Source organism: Rhodococcus sp. NPDC079359 (assembly GCF_040702585.1).
GTDB lineage: Bacteria > Actinomycetota > Actinomycetes > Mycobacteriales > Mycobacteriaceae > Rhodococcoides.
This window is the reverse complement of the sequence record NZ_JBFBLH010000011.1, coordinates 1-26358: the sequence shown is the minus strand read 5'-3', so window position 1 is coordinate 26358 and position 26358 is coordinate 1. Positions and strand designations below refer to the sequence as shown.

28 protein-coding genes are annotated in these 26358 nt (G+C 65.2%); 11 read left to right on the top strand and 17 right to left on the bottom strand.

All coding sequences use genetic code 11. From position 1 onward, the window contains the following. Positions 1-66 precede the first annotated feature (66 nt). Together AB0362_RS21815 and AB0362_RS21810 are read left to right on the top strand one after the other, a co-directional pair. Entirely contained in the window at positions 67-1515 is a 1449-nt protein-coding gene (locus AB0362_RS21815; protein WP_317810610.1) for a PH domain-containing protein, read from the top strand. 1 nt (position 1516) lies between these two features. Then, positions 1517-2212 carry a uracil-DNA glycosylase gene (locus tag AB0362_RS21810; protein WP_269595299.1) on the top strand — a complete coding sequence of 232 codons (696 nt, stop codon included), beginning with the start codon at positions 1517-1519 and terminating at the stop codon, positions 2210-2212. Here the strand turns inward: AB0362_RS21810 and AB0362_RS21805 are convergent. From AB0362_RS21805 to typA, 6 genes are all read right to left on the bottom strand, one after another. After that, positions 2139-2591: a hypothetical protein gene (locus AB0362_RS21805; RefSeq protein WP_068052980.1), complete on the bottom strand. Its 453-nt coding sequence runs from the start codon at positions 2589-2591 to the stop codon at positions 2139-2141. The two genes, AB0362_RS21810 and AB0362_RS21805, sit on opposite strands and share 74 nt — an antisense overlap. 45 nt (positions 2592-2636) lie before the next feature. Beyond that, on the bottom strand, positions 2637-2795 hold the full coding sequence (locus AB0362_RS21800; protein ID WP_008714214.1) for a hypothetical protein: 159 nt from the start codon (positions 2793-2795) through the stop codon (positions 2637-2639). A 43-nt stretch (positions 2796-2838) separates the two neighbouring features. Next, a complete protein-coding gene (mshB, locus tag AB0362_RS21795; RefSeq protein WP_317533278.1) occupies positions 2839-3732 on the bottom strand; it encodes an N-acetyl-1-D-myo-inositol-2-amino-2-deoxy-alpha-D-glucopyranoside deacetylase in 894 nt (297 codons plus the stop codon). Between the two features lie 91 nt (positions 3733-3823). Then, positions 3824-4504, bottom strand: coding sequence for a haloacid dehalogenase type II (locus AB0362_RS21790; RefSeq protein ID WP_317533279.1), 681 nt, complete (start codon positions 4502-4504; stop codon positions 3824-3826). Next, positions 4501-6282 (bottom strand): ABC transporter family substrate-binding protein, encoded by a 1782-nt coding sequence (locus tag AB0362_RS21785; protein WP_317533367.1) that lies wholly within the window; start codon positions 6280-6282, stop codon positions 4501-4503. Before AB0362_RS21785 ends, AB0362_RS21790 begins: the two co-directional genes overlap by 4 nt. Before the next feature lie 106 nt (positions 6283-6388). Further along, positions 6389-8326, bottom strand: a complete 1938-nt coding sequence (gene typA / locus AB0362_RS21780; RefSeq protein ID WP_068052974.1) for a translational GTPase TypA — start codon at positions 8324-8326, stop codon at positions 6389-6391. A 175-nt stretch (positions 8327-8501) separates the two neighbouring features. Here typA and AB0362_RS21775 point away from each other — a divergent pair, with 175 nt between their 5' ends. After that, positions 8502-8678, top strand: a complete 177-nt coding sequence (locus AB0362_RS21775) for a hypothetical protein (RefSeq protein WP_094609726.1) — start codon at positions 8502-8504, stop codon at positions 8676-8678. Here AB0362_RS21775 and AB0362_RS21770 read toward each other — a convergent pair. Further along, entirely contained in the window at positions 8644-9069 is a 426-nt protein-coding gene (locus tag AB0362_RS21770; protein WP_317810602.1) for an NUDIX domain-containing protein, read from the bottom strand. The genes AB0362_RS21775 and AB0362_RS21770 overlap by 35 nt on opposite strands. A 14-nt stretch (positions 9070-9083) precedes the next feature. Between AB0362_RS21770 and AB0362_RS21765 the strand changes: the two genes are divergently transcribed. After that, the gene (locus AB0362_RS21765) at positions 9084-9368 is read left to right on the top strand and encodes a 4a-hydroxytetrahydrobiopterin dehydratase (RefSeq protein ID WP_317810603.1); all 285 of its coding nucleotides are present in this window, start codon (positions 9084-9086) and stop codon (positions 9366-9368) included. Here AB0362_RS21765 and AB0362_RS21760 read toward each other — a convergent pair. Then, positions 9310-10554, bottom strand: coding sequence for a mannosyltransferase (locus tag AB0362_RS21760; protein WP_317810612.1), 1245 nt, complete (start codon positions 10552-10554; stop codon positions 9310-9312). The genes AB0362_RS21765 and AB0362_RS21760 overlap by 59 nt on opposite strands. Before the next feature lie 279 nt (positions 10555-10833). Between AB0362_RS21760 and AB0362_RS21755 the strand changes: the two genes are divergently transcribed. Continuing rightward, positions 10834-11694 carry a hypothetical protein gene (locus tag AB0362_RS21755; RefSeq protein ID WP_317810604.1) on the top strand — a complete coding sequence of 287 codons (861 nt, stop codon included), beginning with the start codon at positions 10834-10836 and terminating at the stop codon, positions 11692-11694. 153 nt (positions 11695-11847) lie between these two features. Here AB0362_RS21755 and AB0362_RS21750 read toward each other — a convergent pair whose 3' ends face one another. Then, positions 11848-12597, bottom strand: coding sequence for a DUF1906 domain-containing protein (locus AB0362_RS21750; RefSeq protein WP_317533280.1), 750 nt, complete (start codon positions 12595-12597; stop codon positions 11848-11850). A gap of 226 nt (positions 12598-12823) precedes the next feature. Between AB0362_RS21750 and AB0362_RS21745 the strand changes: the two genes are divergently transcribed. Beyond that, complete coding sequence (locus AB0362_RS21745; protein WP_068052993.1) at positions 12824-13402, top strand: TerD family protein; 579 nt, start codon at positions 12824-12826, stop codon at positions 13400-13402. Positions 13403-13536: 134 nt separating this feature from the next. Beyond that, positions 13537-14358, top strand: coding sequence for a hypothetical protein (locus AB0362_RS21740; protein ID WP_149407578.1), 822 nt, complete (start codon positions 13537-13539; stop codon positions 14356-14358). A gap of 54 nt (positions 14359-14412) precedes the next feature. On the opposite strand, the gene AB0362_RS21735 is transcribed toward AB0362_RS21740, so the two are convergent. After that, entirely contained in the window at positions 14413-15765 is a 1353-nt protein-coding gene (locus AB0362_RS21735; RefSeq protein ID WP_317533281.1) for a sialidase family protein, read from the bottom strand. A 196-nt stretch (positions 15766-15961) separates the two neighbouring features. Between AB0362_RS21735 and AB0362_RS21730 the strand changes: the two genes are divergently transcribed. Next, positions 15962-17329, top strand: coding sequence for a WS/DGAT domain-containing protein (locus tag AB0362_RS21730; RefSeq protein WP_317533282.1), 1368 nt, complete (start codon positions 15962-15964; stop codon positions 17327-17329). 75 nt (positions 17330-17404) lie between these two features. Beyond that, the gene (locus tag AB0362_RS21725; protein ID WP_317533283.1) at positions 17405-18286 is read left to right on the top strand and encodes a PE-PPE domain-containing protein; all 882 of its coding nucleotides are present in this window, start codon (positions 17405-17407) and stop codon (positions 18284-18286) included. Here the strand turns inward: AB0362_RS21725 and AB0362_RS21720 are convergent. The 4 genes from AB0362_RS21720 to AB0362_RS21705 all read right to left on the bottom strand — a co-directional run bounded on the left by AB0362_RS21720 (position 18252) and on the right by AB0362_RS21705 (position 22057). Next, positions 18252-18725 carry an SRPBCC family protein gene (locus tag AB0362_RS21720; RefSeq protein ID WP_317533284.1) on the bottom strand — a complete coding sequence of 158 codons (474 nt, stop codon included), beginning with the start codon at positions 18723-18725 and terminating at the stop codon, positions 18252-18254. The genes AB0362_RS21725 and AB0362_RS21720 overlap by 35 nt on opposite strands. 10 nt (positions 18726-18735) lie before the next feature. After that, the gene (locus tag AB0362_RS21715; RefSeq protein ID WP_317533285.1) at positions 18736-19095 is read right to left on the bottom strand and encodes a VOC family protein; all 360 of its coding nucleotides are present in this window, start codon (positions 19093-19095) and stop codon (positions 18736-18738) included. A 17-nt stretch (positions 19096-19112) separates the two neighbouring features. Continuing rightward, on the bottom strand, positions 19113-20069 hold the full coding sequence (locus tag AB0362_RS21710; RefSeq protein WP_094641227.1) for an alpha/beta hydrolase family protein: 957 nt from the start codon (positions 20067-20069) through the stop codon (positions 19113-19115). A 74-nt stretch (positions 20070-20143) separates the two neighbouring features. Then, positions 20144-22057, bottom strand: a complete 1914-nt coding sequence (locus tag AB0362_RS21705) for an alpha-amylase family protein (RefSeq protein WP_317533286.1) — start codon at positions 22055-22057, stop codon at positions 20144-20146. Between the two features lie 71 nt (positions 22058-22128). Between AB0362_RS21705 and AB0362_RS21700 the strand changes: the two genes are divergently transcribed. Then, positions 22129-23088: an SDR family NAD(P)-dependent oxidoreductase gene (locus AB0362_RS21700; protein ID WP_317533287.1), complete on the top strand. Its 960-nt coding sequence runs from the start codon at positions 22129-22131 to the stop codon at positions 23086-23088. Positions 23089-23094: 6 nt separating this feature from the next. Here AB0362_RS21700 and AB0362_RS21695 read toward each other — a convergent pair whose 3' ends face one another. Then, positions 23095-23634 carry a hypothetical protein gene (locus tag AB0362_RS21695; RefSeq protein WP_317533288.1) on the bottom strand — a complete coding sequence of 180 codons (540 nt, stop codon included), beginning with the start codon at positions 23632-23634 and terminating at the stop codon, positions 23095-23097. A gap of 40 nt (positions 23635-23674) precedes the next feature. Between AB0362_RS21695 and AB0362_RS21690 the strand changes: the two genes are divergently transcribed. Next, entirely contained in the window at positions 23675-25048 is a 1374-nt protein-coding gene (locus AB0362_RS21690) for an FAD-linked oxidase C-terminal domain-containing protein (RefSeq protein WP_317810606.1), read from the top strand. A 115-nt stretch (positions 25049-25163) separates the two neighbouring features. On the opposite strand, the gene AB0362_RS21685 is transcribed toward AB0362_RS21690, so the two are convergent. Continuing rightward, positions 25164-25640 (bottom strand): DUF5956 family protein, encoded by a 477-nt coding sequence (locus AB0362_RS21685; protein ID WP_317533290.1) that lies wholly within the window; start codon positions 25638-25640, stop codon positions 25164-25166. Between the two features lie 5 nt (positions 25641-25645). After that, complete coding sequence (locus AB0362_RS21680; RefSeq protein WP_317533291.1) at positions 25646-26041, bottom strand: hypothetical protein; 396 nt, start codon at positions 26039-26041, stop codon at positions 25646-25648. Positions 26042-26358: the final 317 nt, after the last annotated feature.

The window sequence follows — 26358 nt, the reverse complement described above, 5'->3', positions numbered from 1 at the left end:
CCGCAGGATCAGGCAGAACTGCTGGCCGTCGAGGAGGAGCAGCCGTGGCTGCGCCTGGACAAGCGAATGTTGTTGGTACATCCGGTGAACGAGGGCATCAAGCTCCTGCCCGTATTGCTGATCTCGTTCTTCGTCGGCAGCCAGAGCGGCAACCACTACTGGAGTCTCGGCATTCTCGTGGTCGTCGTGGTGTTCGCGATCCTGCGGTGGTTCACCACCAGTTACCGGATCGGTCCGGTGCACGTGCAGCTGCGCAGCGGGGTGCTGCAGAAGAAAGTTCTGTCCATTCCGCGCAACAGGATTCGGTCGGTCGACGTGGAGGCGAACGTTCTGCACCGGGTGCTCGGGCTGTCCATCCTGCGTATCGGCACCGGCCGACAAGCAGGCAACGGCGAGGCCTTCGAGCTCAACGCACTCGACACGTCACTGGTGCCTGCGCTTCGTGGGGATCTGCTGCAGCGGGTCTCGGGACAGATACCGACGTCCGACGGGATGCCAACGGCGGCATCGGAACCCGAAGTGGAGATCGCTCACTGGCAGTTCTCGTGGGTACGGTTCGCGCCGTTCTCCATCACCGGCATCGTCACCATCGCCGCGGCCGTCGGTGTGCTGTTCCAGTACGGACTCGGGCGAACATTGGCCGAATCTTCGGTGGTCTCCAACAGCATCGATTCCGCAGAGCAACTGGGAATCGCGTTGTTCGTGGTCGTGGCTCTGATTGCGCTACTGGTCGTGTCGAGCATCTTCGCGTGCGTTCGCTACCTGTTGACCTACGCCAATCTGACGGTCACCGATCAGGGGCGCACGCTGCACGTCAGTCATGGACTGCTGCGGACCCGCCAGTCGACACTCGATCGCAAGCGGCTGCGCGGCACGTCACTGTCCGAACCACTGCTGCTGCGCGCGGTGAAAGGCGCCAGGCTCGACGCCATCATGACCGGCGTCAGCGCCGAGAAGAAGGAATCGTCCCTGCTGCTCCCCCAGGCCCCGCGCGCCGAGGCACTACGGATGATGACCACGGTCCTCGGCGACGCCGGTTTGCACGGCGGTGCCGACCGCCCCCTGCTGCAACACGGACCCGCGGCGCGGCGTCGCCGCTACACCCGGGCGGTGCTGCCGGTGTTGGTCATCGCGGCCGGCCTGGGAATCGCGCAGTACTTCGGCGCGCCCATCCCGATACTCGCCTGGATCGCGCTCGGGGTGTTGTTCCTCGCCGCCTTCGGGCTCGCGCACGATCGCTTCCGTGGCCTCGGCCACGCGGTACTGCCCGGTTGGCTCATCACCCGACACGGCTCGCTCGACAGGAGTCGGCACAGCCTCGAGGCCGCAGGCATCATCGGCTGGACGGTGCGGCAGACGTTCTTCCAGCGTCGCGCCGGGGTGGCCACCATCGTCGCCGCTACTCCGGCCGGCGTAGGTCACTACGAGGTGATCGACATCCCCATCGAGAACGCGTGGGCGATGATCGACGCCGTCACCCCTGGAGCCGGAGACATCTGGCTGCACCGAACCTGACATGACGCGGCCGCAGAGCATCGAGGAACTCGACCTCGCAGTGTCGGAATGCCGCGCCTGCCCGCGTCTCGTGCAATGGCGCGAGCAGGTCGCGCTCGAGAAGCGAGCCGCTTTTGCGAACGAAACATATTGGGGTAGAGCGGTTCCCAGCTTCGGACCCGCCGACGCGGCCATGCTGATCGTCGGGCTCGCCCCGGCAGCGCACGGTGGCAACCGCACCGGTCGGATGTTCACCGGAGACCGAAGCGGAGACGTTCTCTATCGCGCGATGCATGCGGTCGGTTTGGCCAACCAACCCACCGCGACACATATCGGAGACGGGTTGACGCTCAACGGAGTTCGGATTGCCGCGCCGGTGCACTGCGCTCCACCGCAGAACAAGCCGACTCCCGCCGAGCGAGATGCATGCAGGCCCTGGCTGGACGACGAATTGCGGTTGCTGCGCCCGACGCTACGGTCGGTGCTCGTTCTCGGCGCCTTCGGCTGGCAGTCCCTGTTGCCCATACTGGCGGCCAATGGATGGGAGATACCAAGGCCTGCACCGAAGTTCGGCCATGGAGCCAAGCTCGATCTGGGCTCGATCACCGTGTTCGCCAGCTATCACGTCAGCCAGCGAAACACCTTCACCGGACTGTTGACTCCGACGATGATCGAGGACGTACTGCGGGATGCGGGTCGGCATGCACGCTTGCTGTGATCGCCTTCATCCGGAACATGAACAGCAGCACTCCCGCGGGGCCCGCTCCGGCAACGATCAGCAGCATGGTGCGCCAATCGGCGAGCAGGAGAACGTCGCCGCCGGGCCCGCCGAACATGCACAGCAGAACCGCGGCGAACCATCCGATCAAGGGTGACGCCACCCAGAGCGGCCGCTCGGCGACCTTGCGCGCCGCCAGGATCAACGCGACGTTGGCAACTCCGCCGAGCAGTGCACTGACGGGGAATTGCACCGAACCGAGGTAGGTCGGGAGAAAGAAGACCGACAGAATTCCGGACAGAAAGCCGTCGAACACCAGCACTGCGACCGTCGCCCAGGACACCAGGGCGACAGTATTGGATGCAGCTTTCGAGATCATGCGCCCAATACTGCCTTGACCCTGGTTGTTTCAGTGCGCCGGCACTCAGGAAACCGGCGGGTACCCGAGAGAGGTGAGCAGATTGCTCGCACCCATGGCGATCTGACCCAGAACGTACTGGTACAGATCTGCCTGTGCGCCGAACTGCGGCTTGAGAGAATCGACGAACGCGACGATGGCGTCCTGCACTACCCAGTTGTACATGTGTGTTCCGCCCCTGCTGTGGTGAGATCGACCCTGTGGTCATTCAGTGATGCGAAGCACAGCCTAGTACGCCTGCGAAAAGGTCCGTCTCCCTGCCCGTCGCATCGCCGCCGGGCTCGCCCCGCACGAGCACGTACTGCTCGTCGAGCAATATCGGCTGGGCGATGTCGTTGGACAGTGCGTACTCGTTGCCCGACGGCGCGACGGTCACCTGAGTCGCATGTGCGCGCAGTGCTTCTCGCTTGGCGTCGAGCACGCCCCGAATGTCGATGCTGGTGGTGATCGTGCTTTCGGGGACGCTGGGCAGCTCACCGTCGACCGGCAGTCGCCATCCGGCCGGAAGCTCGTCGATCGCGGCGAGACCCGACTGCAGTTGATCGTGTCCGGTGACGGTCCAGTAGAACTTCGACACCTCCCACGTCGCTCCGGCATCGGGGTAGACCTCGGTTCCGCAGACCTCGACGGCCTCGGTCACCAGCGAGTGCACCTGCTGGTGATCGGGGTGGCCGTACCCGCCCTCGGGGTCGTATCCGACGACGACCTGCGGCCGGAGCTCACGTATGACCGTCACGAGCGCTCCGAGGGCCTCGTCACGGTCCGCGTTGACGAATGCGCGCGGTTTGCGAGCCGCCGACGTCCCCGCCATCCCGGAGTCCCGCCAGCGTCCGGCGCCGCCGAGAAAGCGCGGCGGGTTGCAGCCCAGGGCAGCGAGCGCGCGGTGCAATTCCAGGATCCGGTAGCCGCCGAGCTGATCAGCGCGATCGACCACCAGATCGGCCCACGTCTCACCGATCACTTCTCCCTCCTCGCCGAGCGAGCAGGTGAGCACCGTGACCTCGGCCCCGGCGCGGACGTAATGCGCGATGGTGCCGCCGGTGGTGATGGTTTCGTCGTCCGGATGCGCGTGCACCAGGAGCAACCGCTGTGGCTCCGTCATCGCCTGATCCGTCATTGCCTGCCCTGTCATCGCTGGTTACTCGCCGTTCGTTCTGTCGTCCGTATCACTGCCGGCATCGGCATCACTGCTGTCATCGGCCGAGCAGCTGCGCCAGATGCGGTAGCGATCGTGCCGTCACGTCGGGCGCAGCAAGGTAATCCGGGTAGGGCCCGCCGTCGCGATGGATCCAGGCGGTCGCCAAGCCTGCACGGTGCGCGCCGTCGATGTCCCAGGGATGAACCGCGACGAGCATGACGTCCTCCGGCTTCGCGCCGCACTGCTCGAGTGCGTAGCGGTAGGAGTCCGCGTGCGGCTTCCATCGACCGGCGGCCTCCACCGACAGCAACGACTCGAAACTCTCGCGCACTCCGGCCTTGTCCAGCAGGGTCTGTGCCACCTGGACCGAACCGTTGCTCAGAGTGATCAGCCGGATGCCGAGTGCTGCCAGGGCGGTCACTCCCTCGACGACATCGGAATGAACGTCGAGCTCCGCGAAACCACCCATGATGTGGTCCACCGCGGCGTCCAGATCCGGGTTCGAGGCGGTGTCGAACAGCAGCGTACGAAGTGAACCGGAACCGATGACGGCGAAGGGCTGGGCAGCATCCGCTGCTGCCAACGCGAATCCGTCCCGGAGCAGGCCCGCGAACCACGTCGCGAACAAGTGCGGCGGAGCGCCCACGTCGGCGAACCGTGCCGGCATCGTGGACATGTCGGACAACGTCTCGTTCACGTCGAACACGATGACGGCGGGGCGATCGATGCGAGTCACCGGGGCGTCCGCATCCACTGCGGCGCGTCGGCGAAGATCCCGACCTCGACCGGGCCGGTCAGCGAGACGCCGGTGATGCCGGGTACGGCGGCCACCACGGATGCGTCCTGCATGATCGGCAGCGTCGACGCCAGCGACCACAGCCTCGGCTCGATGTCGTTGGTGGCCACGGAGGACTCGAGACCGCTCACCAGTGCCCTGTCGATCGTCGGTTGCAGTTCCGGAACACACAGGCCGGACAGATTTCGCGGTATCTCGACGCCGTCGCCGCCGCTGTCGGCCGGCTCGTCGACGCAACCGAACCGGGAGGCGAGGGCCGTGGCGGGGTCGACTCCCGCGCTGGTCCATCCGACCACCGCATCGACGGTTCCGTCTATCAACGCCGTCGAGTACAGCTCGTCGGCGGGAAGTGGGGTCACGGTCGCATCGATGCCTGCGCCGACGAGTTCGTCTGCGGCCGTTCCGGCGACCGCGAGCGCGATGTCGTCGTTCTCGACGGCACCGATCACGAACCGCAACGCTGTGCCGGTCGGGTCCGCAAGCTTGGTGACACTCGGGCCCGGAGCGCTCGTGGAGGTCGGGTCGGGACTCGTCGTCGGAGCGGCGGTGGTCGGTGCGCTCGGGTTCGGGGTCGATGTGACCACGGCATCGGGTGTCGGTACGAACCCGGCCCGTTCGAGCAGTTGGAGAGCAGCTGTTCTGCCGATGGGGGCCGGTGCCGTCGCGGTGTATCCGGGGTCGGACGGCGAGGACAGCTGCGCTGCAGCCCGGCGATCCGTCGCGCCACCGCCGGCTCCGACCGTCGCCAGTAGATCGGGGTCGAGTAGACCCAATATCCCCTGTCGCACAACCGAATTCGACATGTTCGGCGCTCGCCCGTTGACCGTCATCGACAGCACGCGGGATTGTCGGATGGTGTCGGTCCGCACGCCGGGAATCGCCGAGAGTTGGGCTCGCAGGGCCGAGTCGCCACGAACCTGGGCGATCTGAGCGTCACTGGACCGCAGTGAATCGGCCAGCTGCGCGGAGGTGCCCCCGCGGCGGATCAGGATCTGGTCGGGTGATGCGGGCTCGCCCCAGAATCGGTCGTTGCGTTCGAGCAGAATCTCGTCCCGACCCCGGTCGACGGTCTTGATGTTGAACCGAGAACCGGAGACCGGCACATTGTCCGTCAGGCCGCCTTGAAAACCGCCGGGTGAGTCCTTGAGCAGATGCGAGGGCACCAGATCGGCGAACAGTCGCTGCCAGGCCGGGTACGGCGACGAGAGCGTCACGTCGACCGTCTTGCCACCGCCCGAGGATGCGACGTCGTCGATCAAGGCGTACCCCGCCGGATCGACGACACCGGGTTGAGTGGTCATCTGCTGCCACAGGTAGCGGAAATCCTCGGCGGCGATCGGCGCGCTGTCGGACCACTGGGCTTCGTTGCGCAGCTGATAGCGAATGGTGAACGGCGATTGCGACGTCACCTCGGCCGAGATCAACAACGACAGGTCCGGTTCCCAGGTCGTCACCCCGGTGTCCGGGTCGCGCGAGGGACGGAACGGGCTGGGCAGTACCAGTGAACCGACCGCGGCAGTGGCAGGCGACTGATCTGCCAGAAGATGGGGGTTGAAGCCGATGCCGACATCGTCGATGGCGACGACGACCGGGTCACCGGTCTTCGCCGGCACCATCGTGGTGCTGACCGTGGTCTCGATGCTCTCGATCGGGGGCGGGGGATCCGCAGTGCACGCGGTGAGTACCAAAGCGATGGCAGAAACCAGAACCGTCGGCATCAGCACCTTGCGCAACGAGGATCTCCTTCGTAGTCGGCTACCTTGTGCGACAGAAGCGACGCGCCCCACAAGGGTGACACGTCGCTTCTGCCGCACGAAGTGAGTCTTACAGAGCAGCCTTGTCGCGGGTCTTGCTCCGCGAACGCTCACGAGCGCGCTCGTTGGAATCGAGGTGCACCTTGCGGACGCGGACGACCTCGGGGGTCACCTCGACGCACTCGTCGCCTGCACAGAACTCCATGGCCATTTCCAGGTCCAGCTTCTTGGGCTTGGCCAGGGTCTCCATGACGTCTGCGGAGGACTGACGCATGTTGGTCAGCTTCTTCTCGCGGGTGACGTTGATGTCGAGGTCTTCCTGACGCGGGTTGATGCCCACGACCATGCCCTCGTAGGTGTCTGCGCCCGGCTCGACGAAGAACGTGCCGCGATCGGCCAGCTGGATCATCGCGAACGGAGTGACGGTGCCGTGACGGTCCGACACGAGCGAGCCGGTGTGGCGCGCGCGGATCTCACCGGCCCACGGTGCGTACCCGTGGAAGACGGCGTTGGCGATACCGGTACCGCGAGTGTCCGTGAGGAACTCGGTGCGGAAACCGATCAGGCCACGCGAAGGAACGATGAATTCCATGCGAACCCAGCCTGCGCCGTGGTTCGTCATCTGGACCATCTTGCCCTTGCGTGCGGCGAGCAGCTGAGTGACGGCACCGAGGTACTCCTCCGGTGTGTCGACCATGAGCTCTTCGAAGGGCTCGTGCAGTTTGCCGTCGACCGTCTGGGTGACCACCTGGGGCTTGCCGACGGTGAGCTCGAAGCCCTCACGACGCATCTGCTCGACGAGGATGGCGAGTGCGAGCTCGCCACGACCCTGGACCTCCCAGGCATCGGGGCGACCGATGTCGAGGACCTTGAGCGAGACGTTACCGATGAGCTCCTGGTCCAGACGGCTCTTGACCATGCGCGAGGTCAGCTTGTGGCCGCTGACGCGTCCGACGAGCGGGCTCGTGTTGGTGCCGATGGTGACCGAGATGGCCGGCTGGTCGACGGTGATGCGCGGCAGGGCAACCGGGTTCTCGAGGTCGGCGAGGGTGTCGCCGATCATGATGTCCGGGAAGCCTGCGACGGCGACGATGTCTCCTGCAACACCCTTCTCGCCGGGCACGCGCTCGACGCCGATGGTGTTGAGCAGCTCGGTGATCTTGGCCTTCTGGACGACGGGCTCGCCGTCGACCTCACGCATCCAGCTCACGGTCTGGCCCTTGGAGAGCTGTCCGTTGTGGATACGGACCAGGGCGAGACGGCCGAGGAAGGCCGACGCGTCGAGGTTGGTGACGTGCGCTTGCAGCGGAGCGTCGACGTTGCCCTTGGGCGCGGGGACGTAGCTGAGCAGAACCTCGAAGAGCTCGTCGAGGTTCTCGGCGTCGGGGGCGTGGCCGTTCTCGGGCTGAACCTTCGATGCCTTGCCTTCACGGCCGGAGGCGTAGAGAACCGGAAGGTCCAGCGCCAGCTCGGCGGCTTCGGATGCCTCGTCGTCCAGGTCGGACGCGAGGTCGAGGAGCAGATCGTGGCTCTCCGAGACGACCTCTTCGATACGCGCGTCGGGACGGTCGGTCTTGTTCACGACCAGGATCACCGGCAGCGAGGCGGCGAGCGCCTTGCGGAGCACGAAGCGGGTCTGCGGAAGCGGGCCCTCGGATGCGTCGACGAGGAGGACGACACCGTCGACCATGGACAGGCCGCGCTCGACCTCTCCGCCGAAGTCGGCGTGGCCGGGGGTGTCGATCACGTTGATGACGGTGATGGTGCCGTCGGCATTGCGCTTGTGGACGGCCGTGTTCTTGGCCAGGATCGTGATGCCTTTTTCTTTTTCGAGGTCACCCGAGTCCATGACGCGGTCGATCGCTTCGGCACGTTCCTCGAACGCGCCTGACTGTCGAAGCATGGCGTCGACCAGGGTGGTCTTGCCGTGGTCGACGTGTGCAACGATGGCGACGTTGCGGAAAGTGGTGGTGCTGTCGATGTTGTCTGCACTGCTTGGGGCGCTCACGCGAAAAATTCTCCTGGAGTCGAATGCGGGCTCTTGTTCGCTAGCGGGCTTATGTCGCTAGAGAAGCGCGCTGCACCGCGAGGTTCTCGCGACTGATCGAGTTTACCCGTAGTCCGGCAGTGCCCCGCGCCACCCTCAGGTCTGTGACCTGCGCCACCCATTAGTCTTGGTGCTCATGGGCAAGATAAAGGCCGCAGATGTCTCGGGGATGAAGCCCAAGAAAAAATGCTGCCGCAAGAAGGTTCGTTGCATCAAATGCCCCGTCGTGATCATGCGAATGAAGAAGCTGGAATCCGCGGGGGCGACCAAGAAAGACCTCAAGAAAGGTCTGAAGACCGCCCGGGCGAAGTGAGCAGAATGTCCTGCAACTCGGGCATCCAGAGTCGGTCGGCATCGACCAGATCCATCGTCGGCAAGGTTTCTGCGTCCACCCACCGTAGAGCCGAATGTTCAAGTGCTGCAGGAACTCCCGAGATGAGGCAGGCCCGGTAGGCGCGGAGCACGAGACCGCCGGGCAGGTCGACGTCGCCGGAGAGCGCCGCGCCGATCGAGCACTCCACGCCCAGTTCCTCACGCAGCTCGCGCACCAGGGCAGCGTCCTCCGACTCCCCCGGCTCCACCTTGCCGCCGGGCAGTTCCCACCGGCCGGCCAGCTCGGGCGGACGAGTTCGTTGGGCGAGCAGCAGCCTGCCCTGGTGCGTCAATGCGGCTGCGACAACCACAGCGGCGGGGGTACCGGACATGCCACCATCTTTCTATGACCGAACTGCTGACCGACCGTGACATCGAGGACGCCCGACTCGCCGAATGGACCGTGGACGGGAAATCGCTGACGCGCACCGTCGAACTGGTGTCGTTTCCAGCGGCGATCGAGGCGGTGAACCGCGTGGCCGAGGCCGCGGAAGAGGCGGACCATCACCCCGACATCGACATCAGATGGCGGACGCTCACGTTCACGCTCTCGACGCACAGCGCCGGCGGCCTCACACAGAAGGATGTGGATCTGGCGCGTCGGATCGACTCACTGGTCGCGATTTCTTGAGTCGTCCGGCATAGACGACCCAGCCCAGGAACAGGGCAGCTCCGACGACGTCCACGGCACCGGCCCACGCCTCGAGGCCGGGACGGGGAATGGTCCAGATCGATTCCTGGAAGAAACTGAGCAGCCACGGGACCCCCACGGTGACCGTCACCAACCAGTAGCCCGCGACGATCTTCGACCCGGCGACGTCGCGTAGCGGCCCGTGCACCAGCCAGATCACCATCGGGATCACCCAGATCCAGTGATGGGACCACGAGATGGGCGAGATCAGCAGACCGAGGAGCTGCACGATCACCAGCGTGCCCAGATGGTCCTCGCGTCCGATCGCCCGCCATGCCGCGATCGCAAGTCCTGTCGCGAGTACGGCGGCGGCGATCCACACCGGCCCCTGCCCGACGTCCTCCCCCGCGATCCGGCTGAGCGCGCCCCGCAGGGACTGATTCCAGACCGAGCCGACGGGGCCGATTCGGTCGGCATCGCCGAGCAGCGTGGTGAAGTAGGTGGCCGCCTGGTGTCCGAGTGCCGCGTAGCTGACCGCGACGGTGAGGGCGAAGGCCACTGCCGAGAACGCCGCTGCCTTCCACCGCCGAGTGGCCAGGAAGTACAGGCCGGTGATGGCCGGGGTCAGCTTGATTCCGGCAGCGAACCCGACCAGCCCGCCTGCCACCCACCACTTGCTGCTGCGTACCGCGACAATCGCCAGCAGCACCAGGAACACGTTGACCTGGCCGTAGTCCAGCGTCGTTCGCACGGGTTCGGACCACAGACCCAGCGCGGTCCACAGCATCGCGATACGCACCCAGCGCGGCTCGGCGGCGCGCTCGTCGCCGAGAACCATCGACAGCGTCAGCTTCACCACGGCGAACAGCGCGATCATGGTCGCGGCCTGCCAGAGCACTCCGACCAGCGTGAACGGCAGATAGTGCAGCGGAAAGAACACGAGCGCGGCGAAAGGCGGGTACGTGAACGGGAGCGGGAAGTCCGGGGTCTGCACCGAGTACGTGTAGTCGTACAGATTGCCGCCGAGAAGTGTCGCGGAGCCGTCGACGTAGACGTGGAGGTCCACGAGGTTCATTCCGTTGGGCGTCGCGAAGGCCCAGACGAATCGGCTGATCACCGAGACCGCGAGCAGAACGGGGGCCAGCCGAACAAGTCGGTTCACTGTGCGTGCGGTTCCGTTCGGTATCGATGCCGTGTATCGATCGTCGAGCTTATAGGGCTCAGCTCATACGCCCCAACCACAGATGTGCCCGAGTAACATTTGCATCACCTTTCACACTGACAACTTCAGTAACAGGTTATCGTGTGCGTCTGCGGAGAATTCGCAGCGTGTGACCAATAGACTGCCCTGGCATAGATGCGACGGGGGAGGGCTCTATCGACAACAGCTGTACATCGGGGATTGCGCTACATAGAGTGACCCCTCGAGCACCGGCTGTCGCCGTGGGCCCGCGTCATGATCAGAATGGGGAATATCACCGTGCTTCGTACCCGCGGAACGCGTCGCGTAGTTACAGCTTTCGCCGTAGCCGCAGCCGCCGCACTAGTCGTGCCGACCAGCGCATCCGCACAGCCGTTGGTGCCGATGGCACCGGCAGATCTGCCCGCAGCACCGGCCGATCCCGCTGCTCTGATTGCTCAGTTCCTTCCCGCCCCCGGTGAGCCGATGCCCAACCTGGCCGAGGTGGAGGCACTCGCCGCGTTCGCACCGGCCATCGTCGGTGCCGCAGCCGGACCTGCCGACGTGGGTGCCGCCCCGGCCGCCGACCTGCTGGGGCAGGCCCGCGCGCTGCTCGAGACGGCGCAGCTGCCGGACCAGGTCAAGTCCCTGCTCGAACGGGTCATCACGTTCCTGGACGGCTCCGGCGGCGGCGGACCGGAACTGCCGGCCGACGGACCCGTCATCGCCCAGTTCCTGTACCCGACGCTCGGCGTGGGATGCATCTCCGACACCGCCGATTCCGTCGGAACCGCCTTGGCCGTACCCGGCCCAGCCACCCTGCCGCCTCCCGGACCCGGCGCAGGCCAGGCCGGCTTCGTCTTCACTGCTCTCGGCACCGCCCCGATCGCCGCCGAGCAGGCAGCTCCCCTGACGGTGACCTGGCTCAACATCGACAACCGTCGCTCGGGCACCCAGGATCTCACCGGCGCATCCATGATCAACACCGACGGTCCGGCGACGCTGTCCGCGATCGCCGACACCGGACCCGGACGCGTTCTCTCGGTCGTCTCCGGTTCGATCACCACGCAGTCGAAGGAAGACCCGGCGGCAGCACCGCGCAGCTGCACCTTCCTGCCCACCATCGGTACGGTCTACGTCCCGTAGCTCGTATCTGCACTACTGACGCAGTTCGCCCCCGGCTTCCGTGAGAAGCCGGGGGCGAACTGTTTGTGGGGTGAATTCGGAAAGAATGTGCACGGGTTCTCCGAATGCCGTGCTGCATTCGGAGATTGTCGGATGAATTACATCGTTGGTATTTCAGAGAATGTCAGCGGCAGATTTCGACCACTGCCCGTAATCGGCCTTCAGAATATTGTTGATGTCGACTTTGACTCCGCCTACGAAATCCTTGTCGATTCGGATCTGATGAATGTGCGCGTCGGGATGAACGAAGCCCTTCGGCGTTCCCCAATTGTGCTGCCAATACCACCGGCCGAGGGCGGCGACCGAGGCCAATTCGATGGTCGGTGAATTGGCGTAGATTCCCGTGTTCTCGGCTCCGATCACCGATTGCCAGCCCAGGATGTACGGCGCGATCAGGGTTGCGAACTCCACTGCGGTGGGGTTGTCGTCGATCGACGCGTAGATCGGGCGGTCTGCCGGACCTCCGGCGGCGAGGTGGAGCTCGAGGCCTCGCTCTGCGTGCTTCACGCCCGCTGCGTACCCGCCACGCCAGTCGGACGTGGTCCCCTTGCCGAATTGATAGTTCGAGACCACTTCCAGGCCTGCGGATGTCAAGGCATCGGCCTCGGACTTGCGCATCGGCTTCCCGATCATCCAGTTCGCATCCGGTCGCCGATCGGAAACGTAGCGGACAGCTCCGAGGTGACCGGCATTCTTGATCGCGGATGCCGATGGCACCCCACCCGAATAGTCGACGAGTGTGCCGAGCCCAGCGTCGGCGTGCGCGGTCGCAGAGCCCAACGCAACCAATCCGACGGCGGCCGCGGACCCCGCGGCGGCGTACTTGAACAGTTCACGTCGCGAAACCTGCACAAAAATCTCCATCGTCGTTCGATCGCGGCGGCGCGCCTACCCGAGAAATCGCACAACCACTGCTATCTTCCATCGTTTGTCGTATCCCACCACAATCCCATCGGTACCGCCAGCCCCACTGCTCACACCCACCCCGTTCCCCTCCAGCTTCACACGAGCACCTCGCGCACCCAGATAACGAACATGAATATGGTGGAGGGGACGACGCACGGACGAACGCGCTGAGGAGTGGATGGACATGGGCGTAACGCTTGCCAAGGGTGGAAATGTCTCGCTGACCAAAGAAGCACCTAATCTGACGGCTGTGAGCGTGGGACTCGGCTGGGATGTCCGCGCCACCACCGGCGGTGACTTCGATCTCGACGCCAGCGCCATCGGACTTCGCACCACGAAGAAGGCACTGAGCGACAGCTACTTCGTCTTCTACAACAACCTGCGCTCCCCCGACGGTGCCATCGAGCACACCGGCGACAACCGGACCGGCGAGGGCGAAGGTGACGACGAGAGCATCGATGTCGACCTGGCTGCCCTGACCCCGGAAGTGGACTCCATCGTCTTCCCCGTGTCCATTCACAACGCCGACGCCCTGGGCCAGAACTTCGGTCAGGTCGTCAACGCCTTCATTCGCGTGGTCGACAAGTCCGATGGGCGCGAACTCGCCCGTTTCGACCTCAGCGAAGACGCCTCAACCGAAACCGCGATGGTGTTCGGCGAGCTGTACCGACGCGGGGCCGAATGGAAATTTCGCGCCATCGGCCAGGGCTACGCCTCGGGGCTGGAGGGAATCGTGCGCGACTTCGGCATCGACGTGGGGTGACGGCAGTCACACCCCGGCTCGTTGGGACCGTCTCGATTGAACAACGGAATCTTTCTGAGCTTGTGACGTCGAGATGATGTGTGGTGATATCAGCGCAACCGCAACATAAGCCACATCAGTCACAGGAGTCACACATGTCTCGTCGCCTCAGCCGTCTGGCGGGCGCGCTCGCGCTCTCCTGCGCGGCATTGCTCGCTGTTCCCGCCACTGCCGCAGCGGATCCGGCACCGGCCGATCCGCTGGCGCAGGCGATCGCCGCACTGCAGGGACAGGGTGGTGCCTCGCTCGACGCCGCGACCGCGATCGCCGACTCACGCACCCCGGTCGCCGAGGATGCGAACGTCGATCCCTTCGCCGCACTGAACGCAGCCAACAAAGCCCTCACCGACTTCGGCATCACGCCGTTCTTCTACCCCACCGCAGCCATCAACTGCTCCGCAACGGCGAGCTCGCCCCTCGGCATCGTTCCCGGTGTCGCAGGCGGAGCGGCAGGACCGTGGCCGCAGCTGACCGCGCCCGCCATCCCCACGTTGCCGTTCCTGCCGTCCATCCAGATTCCCGAGCTCAATGCAGTCGACAAGGGCGAGACGATGTTCGCGTTCGTCCCGGCCGGAATCGTGAACGATTCCGAGAACAAGACCGGGATGCAGGTCGCCTGGTTCAACGTCAACACCCTGCAGGGCGGATTCGCCGACTTCGGCGGCCTGGCAACCACTCTCGCCGATTCGATCCTCACCAATTCCGGTGTGCCCGACGCCGCGAAGGACATCGTTCGGCCGTTCGTCATCGGAGCGATCGACTCGCTGCCTGCCGCCGGTGCCCGCGCCGTACCCGTCGAAACCGGATCGGGAACCGTTCTGGCCGCGGTGTTCGGCACGGTGAACCACAAGGCCCTTGACGGTTCGGACAAGAGCTGCTTCTTCTTCCCCACAGTCGGCATGATCAACGTCGCCTAGTAGGTAAGCAAGACCACGAAGGGCCCTGCAGCGCTCTGCTGCAGGGCCCTTCGTCTATGCCCTGACGATTCGACCCAGCCGTCCCAGGACCGCCTGCATCTCGGTGTGTTGCGAGCGCGCCGCCCAGGGGCGTTGCCTGTTTCGTCCCCGCATCTGCATCGCGGCCCCGGTCACGAGGTCACCGTTGGGGGCGAAATGCACGCGGACTATCTCGTTGAGTGAACGGCCCAAACCGAAACCCGCAACGCCACTGCAGAATCCGTAGGGAAACAGCGGTGCATCGGGTTCGTTGTACTTACCGCCGACGAACACCGGGCTGCTGGTACGGAAGTCGCGGCACTGCGCGATGAAGCCGTGGAAGGCACGCCCCTTCTCGCGTCCGTAGTATGCGATGCCCACCCGCCCGGACCCGGTGGCGGTGATCGCGCCGAAGCGGGCGTCGCGCACTCCCGGTGCCGACACCACCACCGGCCTCGACCAATTCACCGCGCCGTCCGAGGACCAGGCAGCATGCAGCAATCCGTCGCGGTCCGGCCACACCGCGTACACGTTTCCGTCGTCGTCGACGGCCATCGACTCCGGCAGCAGATAGCGCGAACCGAGCAGCAGAAAATGCACTGCGTTGTGGTACTTCGCCAGCGCCGATCCCGGGACCATCCGTACGTCCCACGTCAGGCCCTCGTCGCGACTGACCGCCACAGCGAACCGTCGACCGTAGCGGCCACCGATGTAGACGGTGCCGTCCGGACCGACGACACCCTTACCGAACGCGACGTACTCCCGACTCGGCAATCCGGGGATGTTCTTCGAATCGATGTCGAAACCACCGGCTACCTCCCACTTCACCCCGCCGTCGAAGGACCGCCAGATGACCTGACGGGTGACGTTGATCAGTGGCCTCACACGTACTGCGAACGGCGTGGGCGCGGACAGGTACGTAACCCTTCCGGTCCGTGAATTGCTCGGACCGGCAAAGACTTTGGCATCCATCCTGGCTTTCGATGCCACTGTGCGCGTGCGCCAGGTTTCGCCCCGATCGTCACTGACTCCCAGGGTGAAGCCCGTTCGCAACTGATGGGGCGGTACCGCGTCGAATCGTCCGGCGTGGAGAAACAGACGCTCGTCGACGTCGTCGAAATACAGATACGGACGATTCCGACTCTGTTGCACGCCCTCGGGAACCGATGCGCGCCATGACTTTCCGAAATCGGACGAGCGCAGTACCCCGATGCCGTCTACGGTGAACGCGGGCGCGACGAACACGGTGTTGTCCGCCGCGACCCCGAGGGTGCAGGCGGCGGAGCCGTACTCGGTGTAGGAGATGTCGGTGACGAAGTCGGCCGATGCGGCGGCATTGGTCGAGGAACGCAGTCCAGCCCGATAACCCGAGGCAACTCTGGGCGTCACGACACCCGCCGTTGGGTGCCGCCGCGGCGTCGCGGCCACAGTGCTGGTCGATGCATTGGATCAGGCTAGCGCCCATGATGCCGGTAGACCTCCAGGCAATCGAAGAAGTCCTCGGCCCATCCTGGTGACAGTTCACAGAATGGGACCGGCCAGTCTGTGGATTTCCGGTTCACGCAGGGACGCATAGGCTCGACGAGTGCCCCGCGTTCGAGCCGCCCACAGCCGCCCCGGATCGACCCGCCTGCATCCGACCGACGCGCGTGCGTACTGGATGGCATCGAAGATTCCGAGTGACCAGTTTCTGCTGTACTGCTTCGCCAGCGAATCGGGAGACCTCGATTCCGAGGTGGCCCGATTGCACGAGCGCAGCAGCCGCATCGAGGTCCTGAGTCGACGCATCAGCGACGTCGCGTGCGGCCTCGACTATCCCCGTTGGACCGAGGCGGGCCCGCGCTCCGACGCGATCTCCGTGCACCGAAAAACGAGCACGTGGTCGGAGTGCCTCGATGCGATCGCCGCATCGTTCGCACGTCAGGTCGACCCCCGAGTGTCCGTGTGGCACCTGCACCTGTATCCGAACATCGTCGACGCTCCCGGCGGCACGGCCCTCGTTGCTGTGCTGCAGCTTTCGCACGCGGCGGCCGACGGAACACTGGCCGCTCGCACTGCTCGAGAGCTGTTCGGCACGCATCCGCTCCCGCCTGCCTGCGTCCGAGCAGAGCCTCGCGCGGTGTTCGAGTCGGCATCCACAATCGTTGCCGCCGCAACTCTTCCGCTTCGACTGGCGCAGATGGTTCGCGGCGGTGTCCGCGCCCGACGCGACGCGCTGAGCCTCGGGCGAGGTACCGATTCGGGCGACATTCCCCCGCCCGCACATTCGCGCGCTCCGACCGCCCTCGACGTGCCGCCCACCGGCCGGACGTCGGTGCGGACCATCGTGCTTCCGAAAACCGAGCTGCAGTCCGGCGGGACCACCGTCACCACGTTCGTGCTGACTGCAGTATCCGTTGCACTGCAACGGCTTCTCGGCGACGGTCCGGATCTGGCCGCCGAGGTCACCGTCGCCAGGGATGAGCGAGCCGCCGCGCGAAACAATTTCGGCAACGTCGGCGTCGGACTGTTTCCCGCCGAACCGGACATCCGTACTCGCAGTCAGCTCGTCGCCGCCGATCTGGCTGCGCGCCGAGCTCGCGCGAATCATCCGCTGTCGCAGGCAGCCCGCGCATCACAGGACGACGTCGAAGCACACGTGCCCGCGTTTCTGGCCGAATGGGGCGTCGCACAGTTCGATCCGACCGCAGCCCCTCCGATGGTCACCGGGAACACCGTCGTGTCCAGTGTTTCGCGCGGTGCTGCAGACCTGACGCTCGGCGGCGGCCGCGTCCGATTCACCGCAGGTTTTCCGGCCCTGTCCCCCGCCATGAGCCTGACCCACGGAGTCCACGGCATCGGCGATACCGTCACCATCGGAATCACGTCGAACAGCGCAGCCGTACCCGACCCGGATCTGTACGAGGCACTCCTTCGCGACGCCCTCGACAAGGTCCGCACTGCTCTGACCTGACCGGGACCGAACTGCCAGACAGTTCTCAGCATTTGTCGGGCGTCGGGCTCAGGTTCCCCGACCAGACTGACAGCCATGAGCCACGAAACGGTCACCGTACTCGCCGTCGGAGGTACCGGTGAATCACATCCGTCCGACCACCGGACGCGAGTGACGGGCCTGCTGGCCTGCGTCACCCGCGAGCTCGACGACCGCTTCGTCGGCCGCTGGGTCGGCTATCCGGCGTCGTACGGTCCGGTCGCGCTCGGTGGACTCTGCTTTCGGCACAGCGCAGACATCGGTGTCCGGCGTCTACGCCGCACACTCGAGAGCACTGCCGGGCCGATTGCGCTGATCGGATACTCCCAGGGAGCGACGGTGGTGCGCGAGGTCCTCGGTCTCGTCCACGACGGGACGATCGACGGCAGCCGCATCGTTGCCGCTGGTCTGGTGTCGGATCCTCAGCAGCCGGTGGGTGCCGTCGACGGCTGCACCGGACGTGGCGTCGCCGGTGCGGGTCCGGCTCTGCCCGAGTCGATTCCGGTCCGGTGGATCGGCCTCGCCTCGGACATGATCTGCAACGCAAGCGACGACAGTCTCATCCGCGACGTTGCCGACCTGACCCGATGGATGTCGTTTCGCACCCCGAAAATCTGGCTGCGTGAACTACTGAAACTACTGCGCAGCAACAGCTTCCAAAACGCGACCCGGACGCGCCTTCGACCCTCGCAGTGGGCGAAGGATGTTCGACGCCTCCGCACCGCGGCCGCAGAATTGGGCGGGTATCTGCCGCAGTCGATGCGCTGGCGTCGATTCGAGTGGTCGAACCCCGGCGGTGGCCGACACATCGCGTATGCGCGCGAGGATTATGCAGACGGCCTCACCGGCTGCCAGGTTCTCGCCCGCTGGCTCGGCGAGCAGGCGGATCTACGGGAGAACCGACTCAGCCCTTCTGGGCCACAACGGCGAGCTGCCTGAGCCCCTTCTCGAAATCCGGTCCGACGAGCTTGTCCATCGAGAACACTTTTCCGATCAGAGCGAAGAGCTTGTTCTGTTTTCCCGACATACGCCAGGTCACCCGGGTCCCGTCGGCGACGGGCTCGAGCAGGAACGCCGTGACGTTCCGATTCTTGAACGGCTTGGTGAACGCGAGGTCGAGCACGATCAGTTCTTCGGGAATCGACTCGGTGATGGTCATCGTCCCCGCGCCGGCCTTGCGGTTACCCGACCACGAGTACGACGCCCCCACTCCGGCGTCGGGACCGGTGTAGGTGCGCTGCAAACCAGGGTCGAGTCCCTCGTAGGGCGACCATTGCTTCCAATGGTGAAAGTTGTCGATCAGAGCGTGCACGGTGGCGGCGTCCGCCCGGACGAGGGCCGATCGCTCGACGAGTACCGGGTGGGTTTCGCTGACCATGACGGTTCCTTCATTTTCTTTTGCACAGGCAGAAGATGTGCCCCGCGGGATCGCGGTACACCCAGAACGAGGGCTGCGCGTGGTCGATGAGTTCGGCCCCGGCGTCGACGACGAAGTCCCTGGCCTGTTCCATGTCGTCCACCACCAGATCGAGGTGAATCTTGATGCCCTCGCTCGGCCAGTCGATGGGGGTGAAGTCCGGCGCCTTCTGGAAGGCGAGCCGCAGTTCGCCCGGGCCGTGCACCACCACCCAGTCCCCGTCGTCGCCGGCATGCTCCCAGCCGAGAATTGTGCTGTAGAAGCGGGCAAGCGCTGCTGGATCCGGGCAATCGAGCACCGTGTAGTCGACGGTGATCCGCGGTGGCGTCATGGCGGAAAGAGTAGCTGTCAGCCTCCGACGGCAGGGGCGATTGTCTCGAACCATGCGTCGTGCAGGTGCTGCTCCCAGTGGTTCCACCAGTGCACACCGGTACCGGTGATCTTGACGTTGGGTCGACCACCGACAGCCTGCAGCAGCGGGACGAATGCCCGGCTGCTCATGCCTGCGGCTGTTTCGAGCGGCACCATCTGCGCGAACCTGACCGGGTCGAAGCTGCTGCTGGCCGGGTTGAACACAGGGTCCGTGGCCGGTGAGCCACTTCCCGAGGAGACGAAGACTGCCGTGTTGCGCAGCGCACCGACGTTGAGGGACGGATCGTTGCGGATCCAGTCCGCAGACGGCCAGGTACCCCACATGTTGCGAGCGTTGCCGCCCATCTCGCCGACGGCGACGGCAATGCCCTGCGCGAATCCGGGGCTGCTGGCGGTCGGGTAGCCGCTGAACGAGGCGACGGCCTTGTAGAAGTCGGGGTGATGGGCGGCCAGGTTGAGCGCCGAGGTTCCGCTCATCGACAGTCCGGCCACCGCGTTGTTGACGTTGTCGCTGCCGAAGCGATCGGCCATGAACGGAGGCAGCTCCTGGGTGAGGAAGGTTTCCCACTTCACGCGTCCGAGCTTGGGGTCGTCACGCTGCCAGTCGGAGTAGAAGGTGCCGCCGCCGCCGAACGGGATGGCCACGTTGACGTGCTTGTCGGCGAAGAAGCTCTCGACGTCGGTCTCGATGAGCCAGCCGTTGTCGTTCTCGGGCGCGCGCAGGCCGTCGAGCAGATACAGGGTGGGTGCCGGGCCCCCACCCGCAGCTTTGAGCACCTTGACCGGAATGTTCTTGTCCATCGACGGCGAGTAGACGTAGACGAGCTCGGAGTCGGCCTTCGCCACACCGGTCCCCATCAGCACCGTTGCCATCGTGGCGACCAACACCGCCACTACAGCGAGCACCAGACTTCGTATCCGACCATGCAGCATGAACATTGTCCCCTTGTTCGTATCCATCCGACCGTCTCGGGGAGGGTAACAGCCCGGTCACGGCTCCGCCTCTCCTAACGCAGCGGGCTGTCGACGATCCACCACGCCGCATACGGCGGCAACCACACCGAACCGGCGTCGTCGACCTGCAGATCGTGCTGCGAGAGAACCTCGACCGGGGCCGGAATTCCGAGTTCGATCAGCTGCGCGTGCGGGAACGGCCGGTGTTCGGCGGTGACGTTGTAGAGGGCGACGAGGGTGCCGCTGGGATGCCGTCTGCGCACCACGAGCAGACCGTCGTCCGACTCACTCTGTACGTCCACCGGTGCCTCGGCGTGCAACATCGGTAGTCCGGCGCGAACCTTCGCGATCCGCGCGATCCCGTCGAACACTCGTTGCGCGTCGCTCCCCTGCTGGAATCGGCCGGCGCGATCGGCGTCGGTCACGCGGGGTCGGTGCACCCACCGGTTGTCCTCGGCATGAGCTGGTTCCTCGGCCCAGTTCGGATCGCCCGGGGACCCGAGCTCGTCGCCGCTCCAGACGACAGGAATTCCGCCCCATCCGGCAATGACGGCGTGCGCCAGGAAGATTCGTCCGAACGCGCCGTCGGGATCCGGGCGGGACGGGCCCAGACCGGTCAGCGCTGCTGCGGTTCCGCTGATCCGGCGGTCGCCGGTGTCCGGATTGTACTGGAATACAAGGCCTTCGGCCCAGGAGCCGTCGAATTCCCCGGAGTACCAGTCGGCCAGGAAATGGCGATGCCCTGCGCCCGAGAGTCCGAGAGACGCCGCGTCGCCGTCGTCGATGGCCCAGCCGATGTCGTCGTGGCAGCGAACGTAGGTCACCCAGGTGCCACTCGGCGGCGTCGGGGGCAACGACGCCAACGCGTGTCGCGCCAATGCTGTACTGCCCGTTGCCAACATCGACCACACCTGCACCATCAGCGAGTTGTGGTAGGCGATGTCCGAGACTCGTCCGGTGTGCCGCCCCTGACCCAGGTACGGCAACAGATCCCGGGGTCCGACGATCGCCTCGGCCTTGAACAACGTGGCCGGAGCAGCGAGTCGAGCAGTAGCGCGCAAGGCCTGGGTGACCGCGTGCACCTCGGGCTGGTTCTGGCAGTTGGTTCCCAGCCGCTTCCACAGGAATGCGATCGCATCGAGGCGCAGCACTTCCACCCCGAGGTTTGCCAGGTGCAGCACGATACTCGCGAACTCCTGCAGCACAGCGGGATTGGCCCAGTTCAGATCCCACTGCCATTCGTTGAACGTCGTCCACACCCACTCGCCGAGGGTGTCGTCGAAGGTGAAGCTGCCGGGCGCGAAATCGGGAAACACCTCGGGGAGAGTGCGCTCGTACGAGTCCGGGGTGGTGCGATCGGGATAGATCAGGAAGTAGTCTCGATACTTCGGATCGCCTGCGCGCGCCTTCTCTGCCCATTCGTGTTCGCGAGCAACGTGATTGAGCACCAGATCGACCACTAGACTGATGCCGCGGCCGCGTAGCGTCTCCGCGAGTGCCCGTAAGTCTTCGTTGGTACCGAGATCCTCGCGCACCGCTCGGTAGTCCATCACCGCGTAGCCGCCGTCGTTGTCGCCGGGCCGCGGTTGCAGCAGCGGCATCAGGTGCAGGTAGGTGACACCCAGATCGGTCAGATGGTCGAGCCGCTCCCCCACCCCGCGCAGGGTTCGGCCGTACCGGTCGACGTAACAGGCGTAACCGAACATGTCCGGCTGCTGAAACCAGTCCGGTTCGAGCAAACGGCGTTGATCGAGCCGGTGCAGATCCTCCGGGCGGGCGGCATAGGCGCGCGCAGCGATCTCCACGAGGGTGGCCGCCACGGCATCGGGATCGGGGTATACGGCGGTGACCGCGTCGTGCAGATCGGGAAACCACTGCTCGAGACGCAACTCGAACGTCTCGCGTCGGTGGGCGGGAAGTTCGGCGAGGATGCCTCGGGTGTCGTCGGAGACGGCGGGGTGAACCATGGACACATTCTGGCATCGACCCCAGCGTGCGGCCGCGCATACATCCGGTTACCGCGGGGTATCAGAGGCCCATGTCATTGCTGACCCGCACGCTGGACACGATCCTCGACAGAGCAGTCGTTCCCGGATACTCCCGCATCGGTGCCACGGTGCGTCGCCGATTCTGGGCCGCGGATCCGACGCCGTTCCCCTCCCCCATAGACATGGTGGTGACCGGCGCGTCGTCCGGCTTGGGCGCAGCTACGGCGAAGGAACTGGCCAGGTTGGGGGCACGGGTGCACCTGGTCGGCAGGTCGGCCGATCGGCTGGAGTCCGCGGCCGCCGCCATCCGAGCCGAGGTGCCCGACGCCTCGCTCGTGGTGCGCGAGTGCGATATCAGCAATCTCGATTCCGTTGCCGAATTGATCGCGGCATTGGCGTCGGAACTCACCGCGGTGCACGCGCTCGTGCACTGCGCCGGGGTCATGCCGGACGGGCGGCACCTGTCCGCGCAAGGTCACGAATCTGCTTTCGCCACCCACGTTCTGGGACCGGTCGCGCTGACGGTGGGACTGCGCGAGCTGTTCGACGCCGGATCGCGGGTCGTGTTCGTCTCCAGCGGCGGCATGTACCCGGTGCCGCTGCAGTCCGCCGACTTCGAGTACGAGAACGGCAAATACTCCGGTATGACGGCGTACGCCAGGACCAAGCGCATGCAGGTGGTGGTAACCGAGCAACTGGCCGAGCGGTTCTCACTCGAAGACGATCCGGTGGTGCACAGCATGCATCCCGGCTGGGCGGCGACACCCGGCGTCACCGGATCGATGCCACTGTTCGGTTCGGTGATGAAGCCGATTCTGCGCAGTGCCGACAACGGGGCCGACACCATCGTCTGGCTCGTCGCATCCGACCAGGCGTTGACCAGTACCGGCACGTTCTGGCACGACCGAGCCCCGCGTCCGACGCACTACCCGTCGTGGCGGGGTGATTCACCTCGCGTGCGAGATGCCCTGTGGGCCAGCGTGGTCGAGGCAACGGGTATCGAGATCTGACGTCGTTCACGGCTCGCGTGCAGGCTGTTTCCGCCCAACGACCGCGTTTCGAATGAGGATCAGCAGGGTCAAGCTGAATCCCCAGCCGAGCATGCACAGAATGACACCCACGCCCGACTGCCCGGTGACATCGGTGCTCGCTTCGATGCAGAACGCCGTCGAGAAGCCCGCCGTCAGGCCCAACGCAGCAACGTGTCCGCCGGTCTTCGGCCATCGTGACAGGTGCGCGGCCAGCAGGCACAGCAACACCACCGTCGCACCGCACGCCGCCACCTGCCATGACGGGAACGCGTTGGGAGCTGGGAGACCCGGTCCGCGGAACTCGCCCCGTTGATCGGCAGACCAGCTCAACCAGCCCGCACACGCTACGAAACCCGATGCGGCAGCAGTCGATCCGGTGGCCCACAAGCCAAGCGGGCCGGTCCCCGCAGTCTCTCGGCGCTTCGAGAAGATGGCCCACAGAACAAGAGCCCAGAACGTCGACGGAACACCGACGAAAACGAAGACAATCCACAGAAACTGAGACCACGAGAAGTCGACTGCCATGACCCGACGCTATCGGACATCGCATAGCTACAGTCGAGACATGTCGCTCGTCGATCGGTTGTCGAACTCGCTCCCCACGGATCGGATCGTTGTCGATCCCGACGTCATCGCGTCGTACCAGCACGACGAGGCAGAGTGGGCACCGTATTCGGTCCCGATCGCGGTCGTTCGGCCCCGCACCGCTGAGGAAGTGCAGGCCGTCGTTCGCGCATGCCTCGCTCACGGCGCGCCCATTGTCACTCGCGGGGCGGGCACCGGACTGTCCGGTGGTGCGAATGCCACCGAGGGATGCGTCGTGCTCGCCCTCGACGGCATGGACGCGATCAAGGAGATCGACCCGCTCGAGCGCTACGCCGTCGTCGAACCGGGGGTGGTCAACGACCACTTGCGGGCAGCGGTCGCCGAACAGGGTCTCTGGTATCCCCCGGATCCGGCCAGCGCGCCGTGGTCGACCATCGGCGGCAACGTCGCCACCAATGCCGGCGGATTGTGCTGCGTGAAGTACGGCGTCACCCGCGATTACGTCATGGGCATGCAGGTGGTCACCGGAACCGGAGAGCTGGTGAGGCTCGGACGTAAGACCGCCAAAGGTGTTGCCGGATACGATCTTGCGGGCCTGATGGTCGGATCGGAAGGCACGCTCGGCATCATCACGGAGGTGACGCTCAAGCTCCGTCCGCTCCAGGATCCGCAGCGGACCGTCGCCGGCTACTTCGATTCGATCGTCGACGCCGGGCGTGCCGTCGCAGCGGTGGCCGCCGCCGGATTGACGCCGTCCGCGCTGGAGCTGATCGACAAGCAGTGCCTTATCGCCGTCGACGCCTGGAAGAACATGGGGCTGTCGGTGGAGGCGAATGTGGTGTTGCTCGGACGGATCGACGATCCCGGACTCATCGGAGACCAGGAAGCCGAGAAGATGCTCTCGTGCTTCGAGGAGGCCGGGGCCACGTGGTCCGCGGTCTCGACGGATCAGGAGGAGGCCGACGCGCTGTTCGCTGCCCGACGGTTGGCGTATCCGGCGATGGAACGCCTGGGTCCGGTGTTGACCGAGGACGTGTGCGTGCCGAAGAAGCATGTGCCCGAGATGCTCTCGCGTATCGAGCAGATCGGCCTGCGCTACGAGACGACGATCGCCAACATCGCCCACGCAGGCGACGGAAACCTGCACCCATTGCTCATCACGCCGCACGACGACCTCCCGGCTCGGGAGCGGGCTCAGGCCGCCTTCGCCGAAATCATCGACGCGGCATTGGAACTCGGTGGCACCGTCACCGGCGAGCATGGAGTCGGACTGCTCAAGATGGACGGTCTGGTGCAAGAACTCGATCCGGTGGTGTTGGACCTGCACCGCGCGGTGAAAAAGGCGCTCGATCCCCACGGAATCCTGAACCCGGGCAAGGTATTCGCGTCGTAACGGTTTCAGCCCTGTGGTTGTGATCGCAGATTGCCGTTGTGCAGCACGGTCACCAGCAGACTCGGTAGGCCGTTGACCAGCACAAGACCAACCGATGCAGACACAGCCGGCGCTGTCACGATGGCGGCGGCGCTTGGCCCACCACTGATTCGTACAACCGTTGTATTGCCTTCAGGACCTCTGCTGGCTCGATCCACTGGTTCTTCTCTCGCATCGCGTTGTCCAACTCACGACCGTCGCGGATGTTCTCAGGCACCAGCACGTGCCATTTGTATCCCTGTGGCTGCAGGCGAACGCCGGCGTCTGCGAGGTAGGAGTTGACGTCGTCGTTCACCATCCGAAGGTCCGACTCGGTGAAGGGCTCGAACCAGACTTCCTCGGGTTCTTTGCTCGGGTCACCGCGAGTGACCCGCACTGGCGGATGAGCGGATGCTGGATAGGGCGTGCGGTAGCACCGGCCCGGTCCAGCAACCCACGCGGTCAACGCGCCGTGACCGTTCGATATGACGCTGACGTAGCGCCCCGCGGGTAGCTCGCTAGGCACCCGTTCGTCTACCTCGGACAACGGATACTCGCTCCAGTATTGCGCCATACTTTTCATTCTGGTCGATACACCAACGTCGGCCACCGAGCGAGAGGGTCAAGTCTTCGAGCATCGCGCTTATCGACCGCCAGATCGGTGGCCTGCGAAACGGGCAACAGCTCGAAACTGGGAGGAAAGAGCAGCATGCCCCGGCGGTCATCAACTCGTTCGACACATCGGTAGAGTTCCCGTACTTCTTCGGTCAACGGGCACATCGCGAGCTCGGCTTCTGTGATCGCTTTGTCGGAGACACCGAAATTCTCGACCTTCAGATTCGCTGTCAGAAACCGTGACAGCCGCTCCCATTGGCTAGTCACGGACCATGGACCGGTTGCATTCAGGAGCCGCTCGACCTCCGCGGCGCTGAAGTCGGGCAGGAGTGTTTCATCTCCGCTGTTCGAGGTCCGCATCGTTCACGAGAACAGTGTCCCAAACGGAAAGCCGACAACAGCCCTAGTGCCGGTCCGCGTCGCGCAAGCAACATGCCGTCAGGGCCTTCCTCCGCCAAAGCTCGCGTCCTGCGCTGTGATCGATTGCGGAGTCAGCCGAATCTGATCGGAGCCGTCAACGTTCATCGTTGCAAGTTCGGACCGCTCGTAACTGACGATGTCGGTAACCAGTTCGCCGGTACGGGGTAAGTCCCGTGGGGTGGTGGACATTCGGTGAGGCGGCGTAGCCGCAGCTCGGGCGTGTCGTACCCGTGTTGTGGGTGGGCCATCGCGTAGTG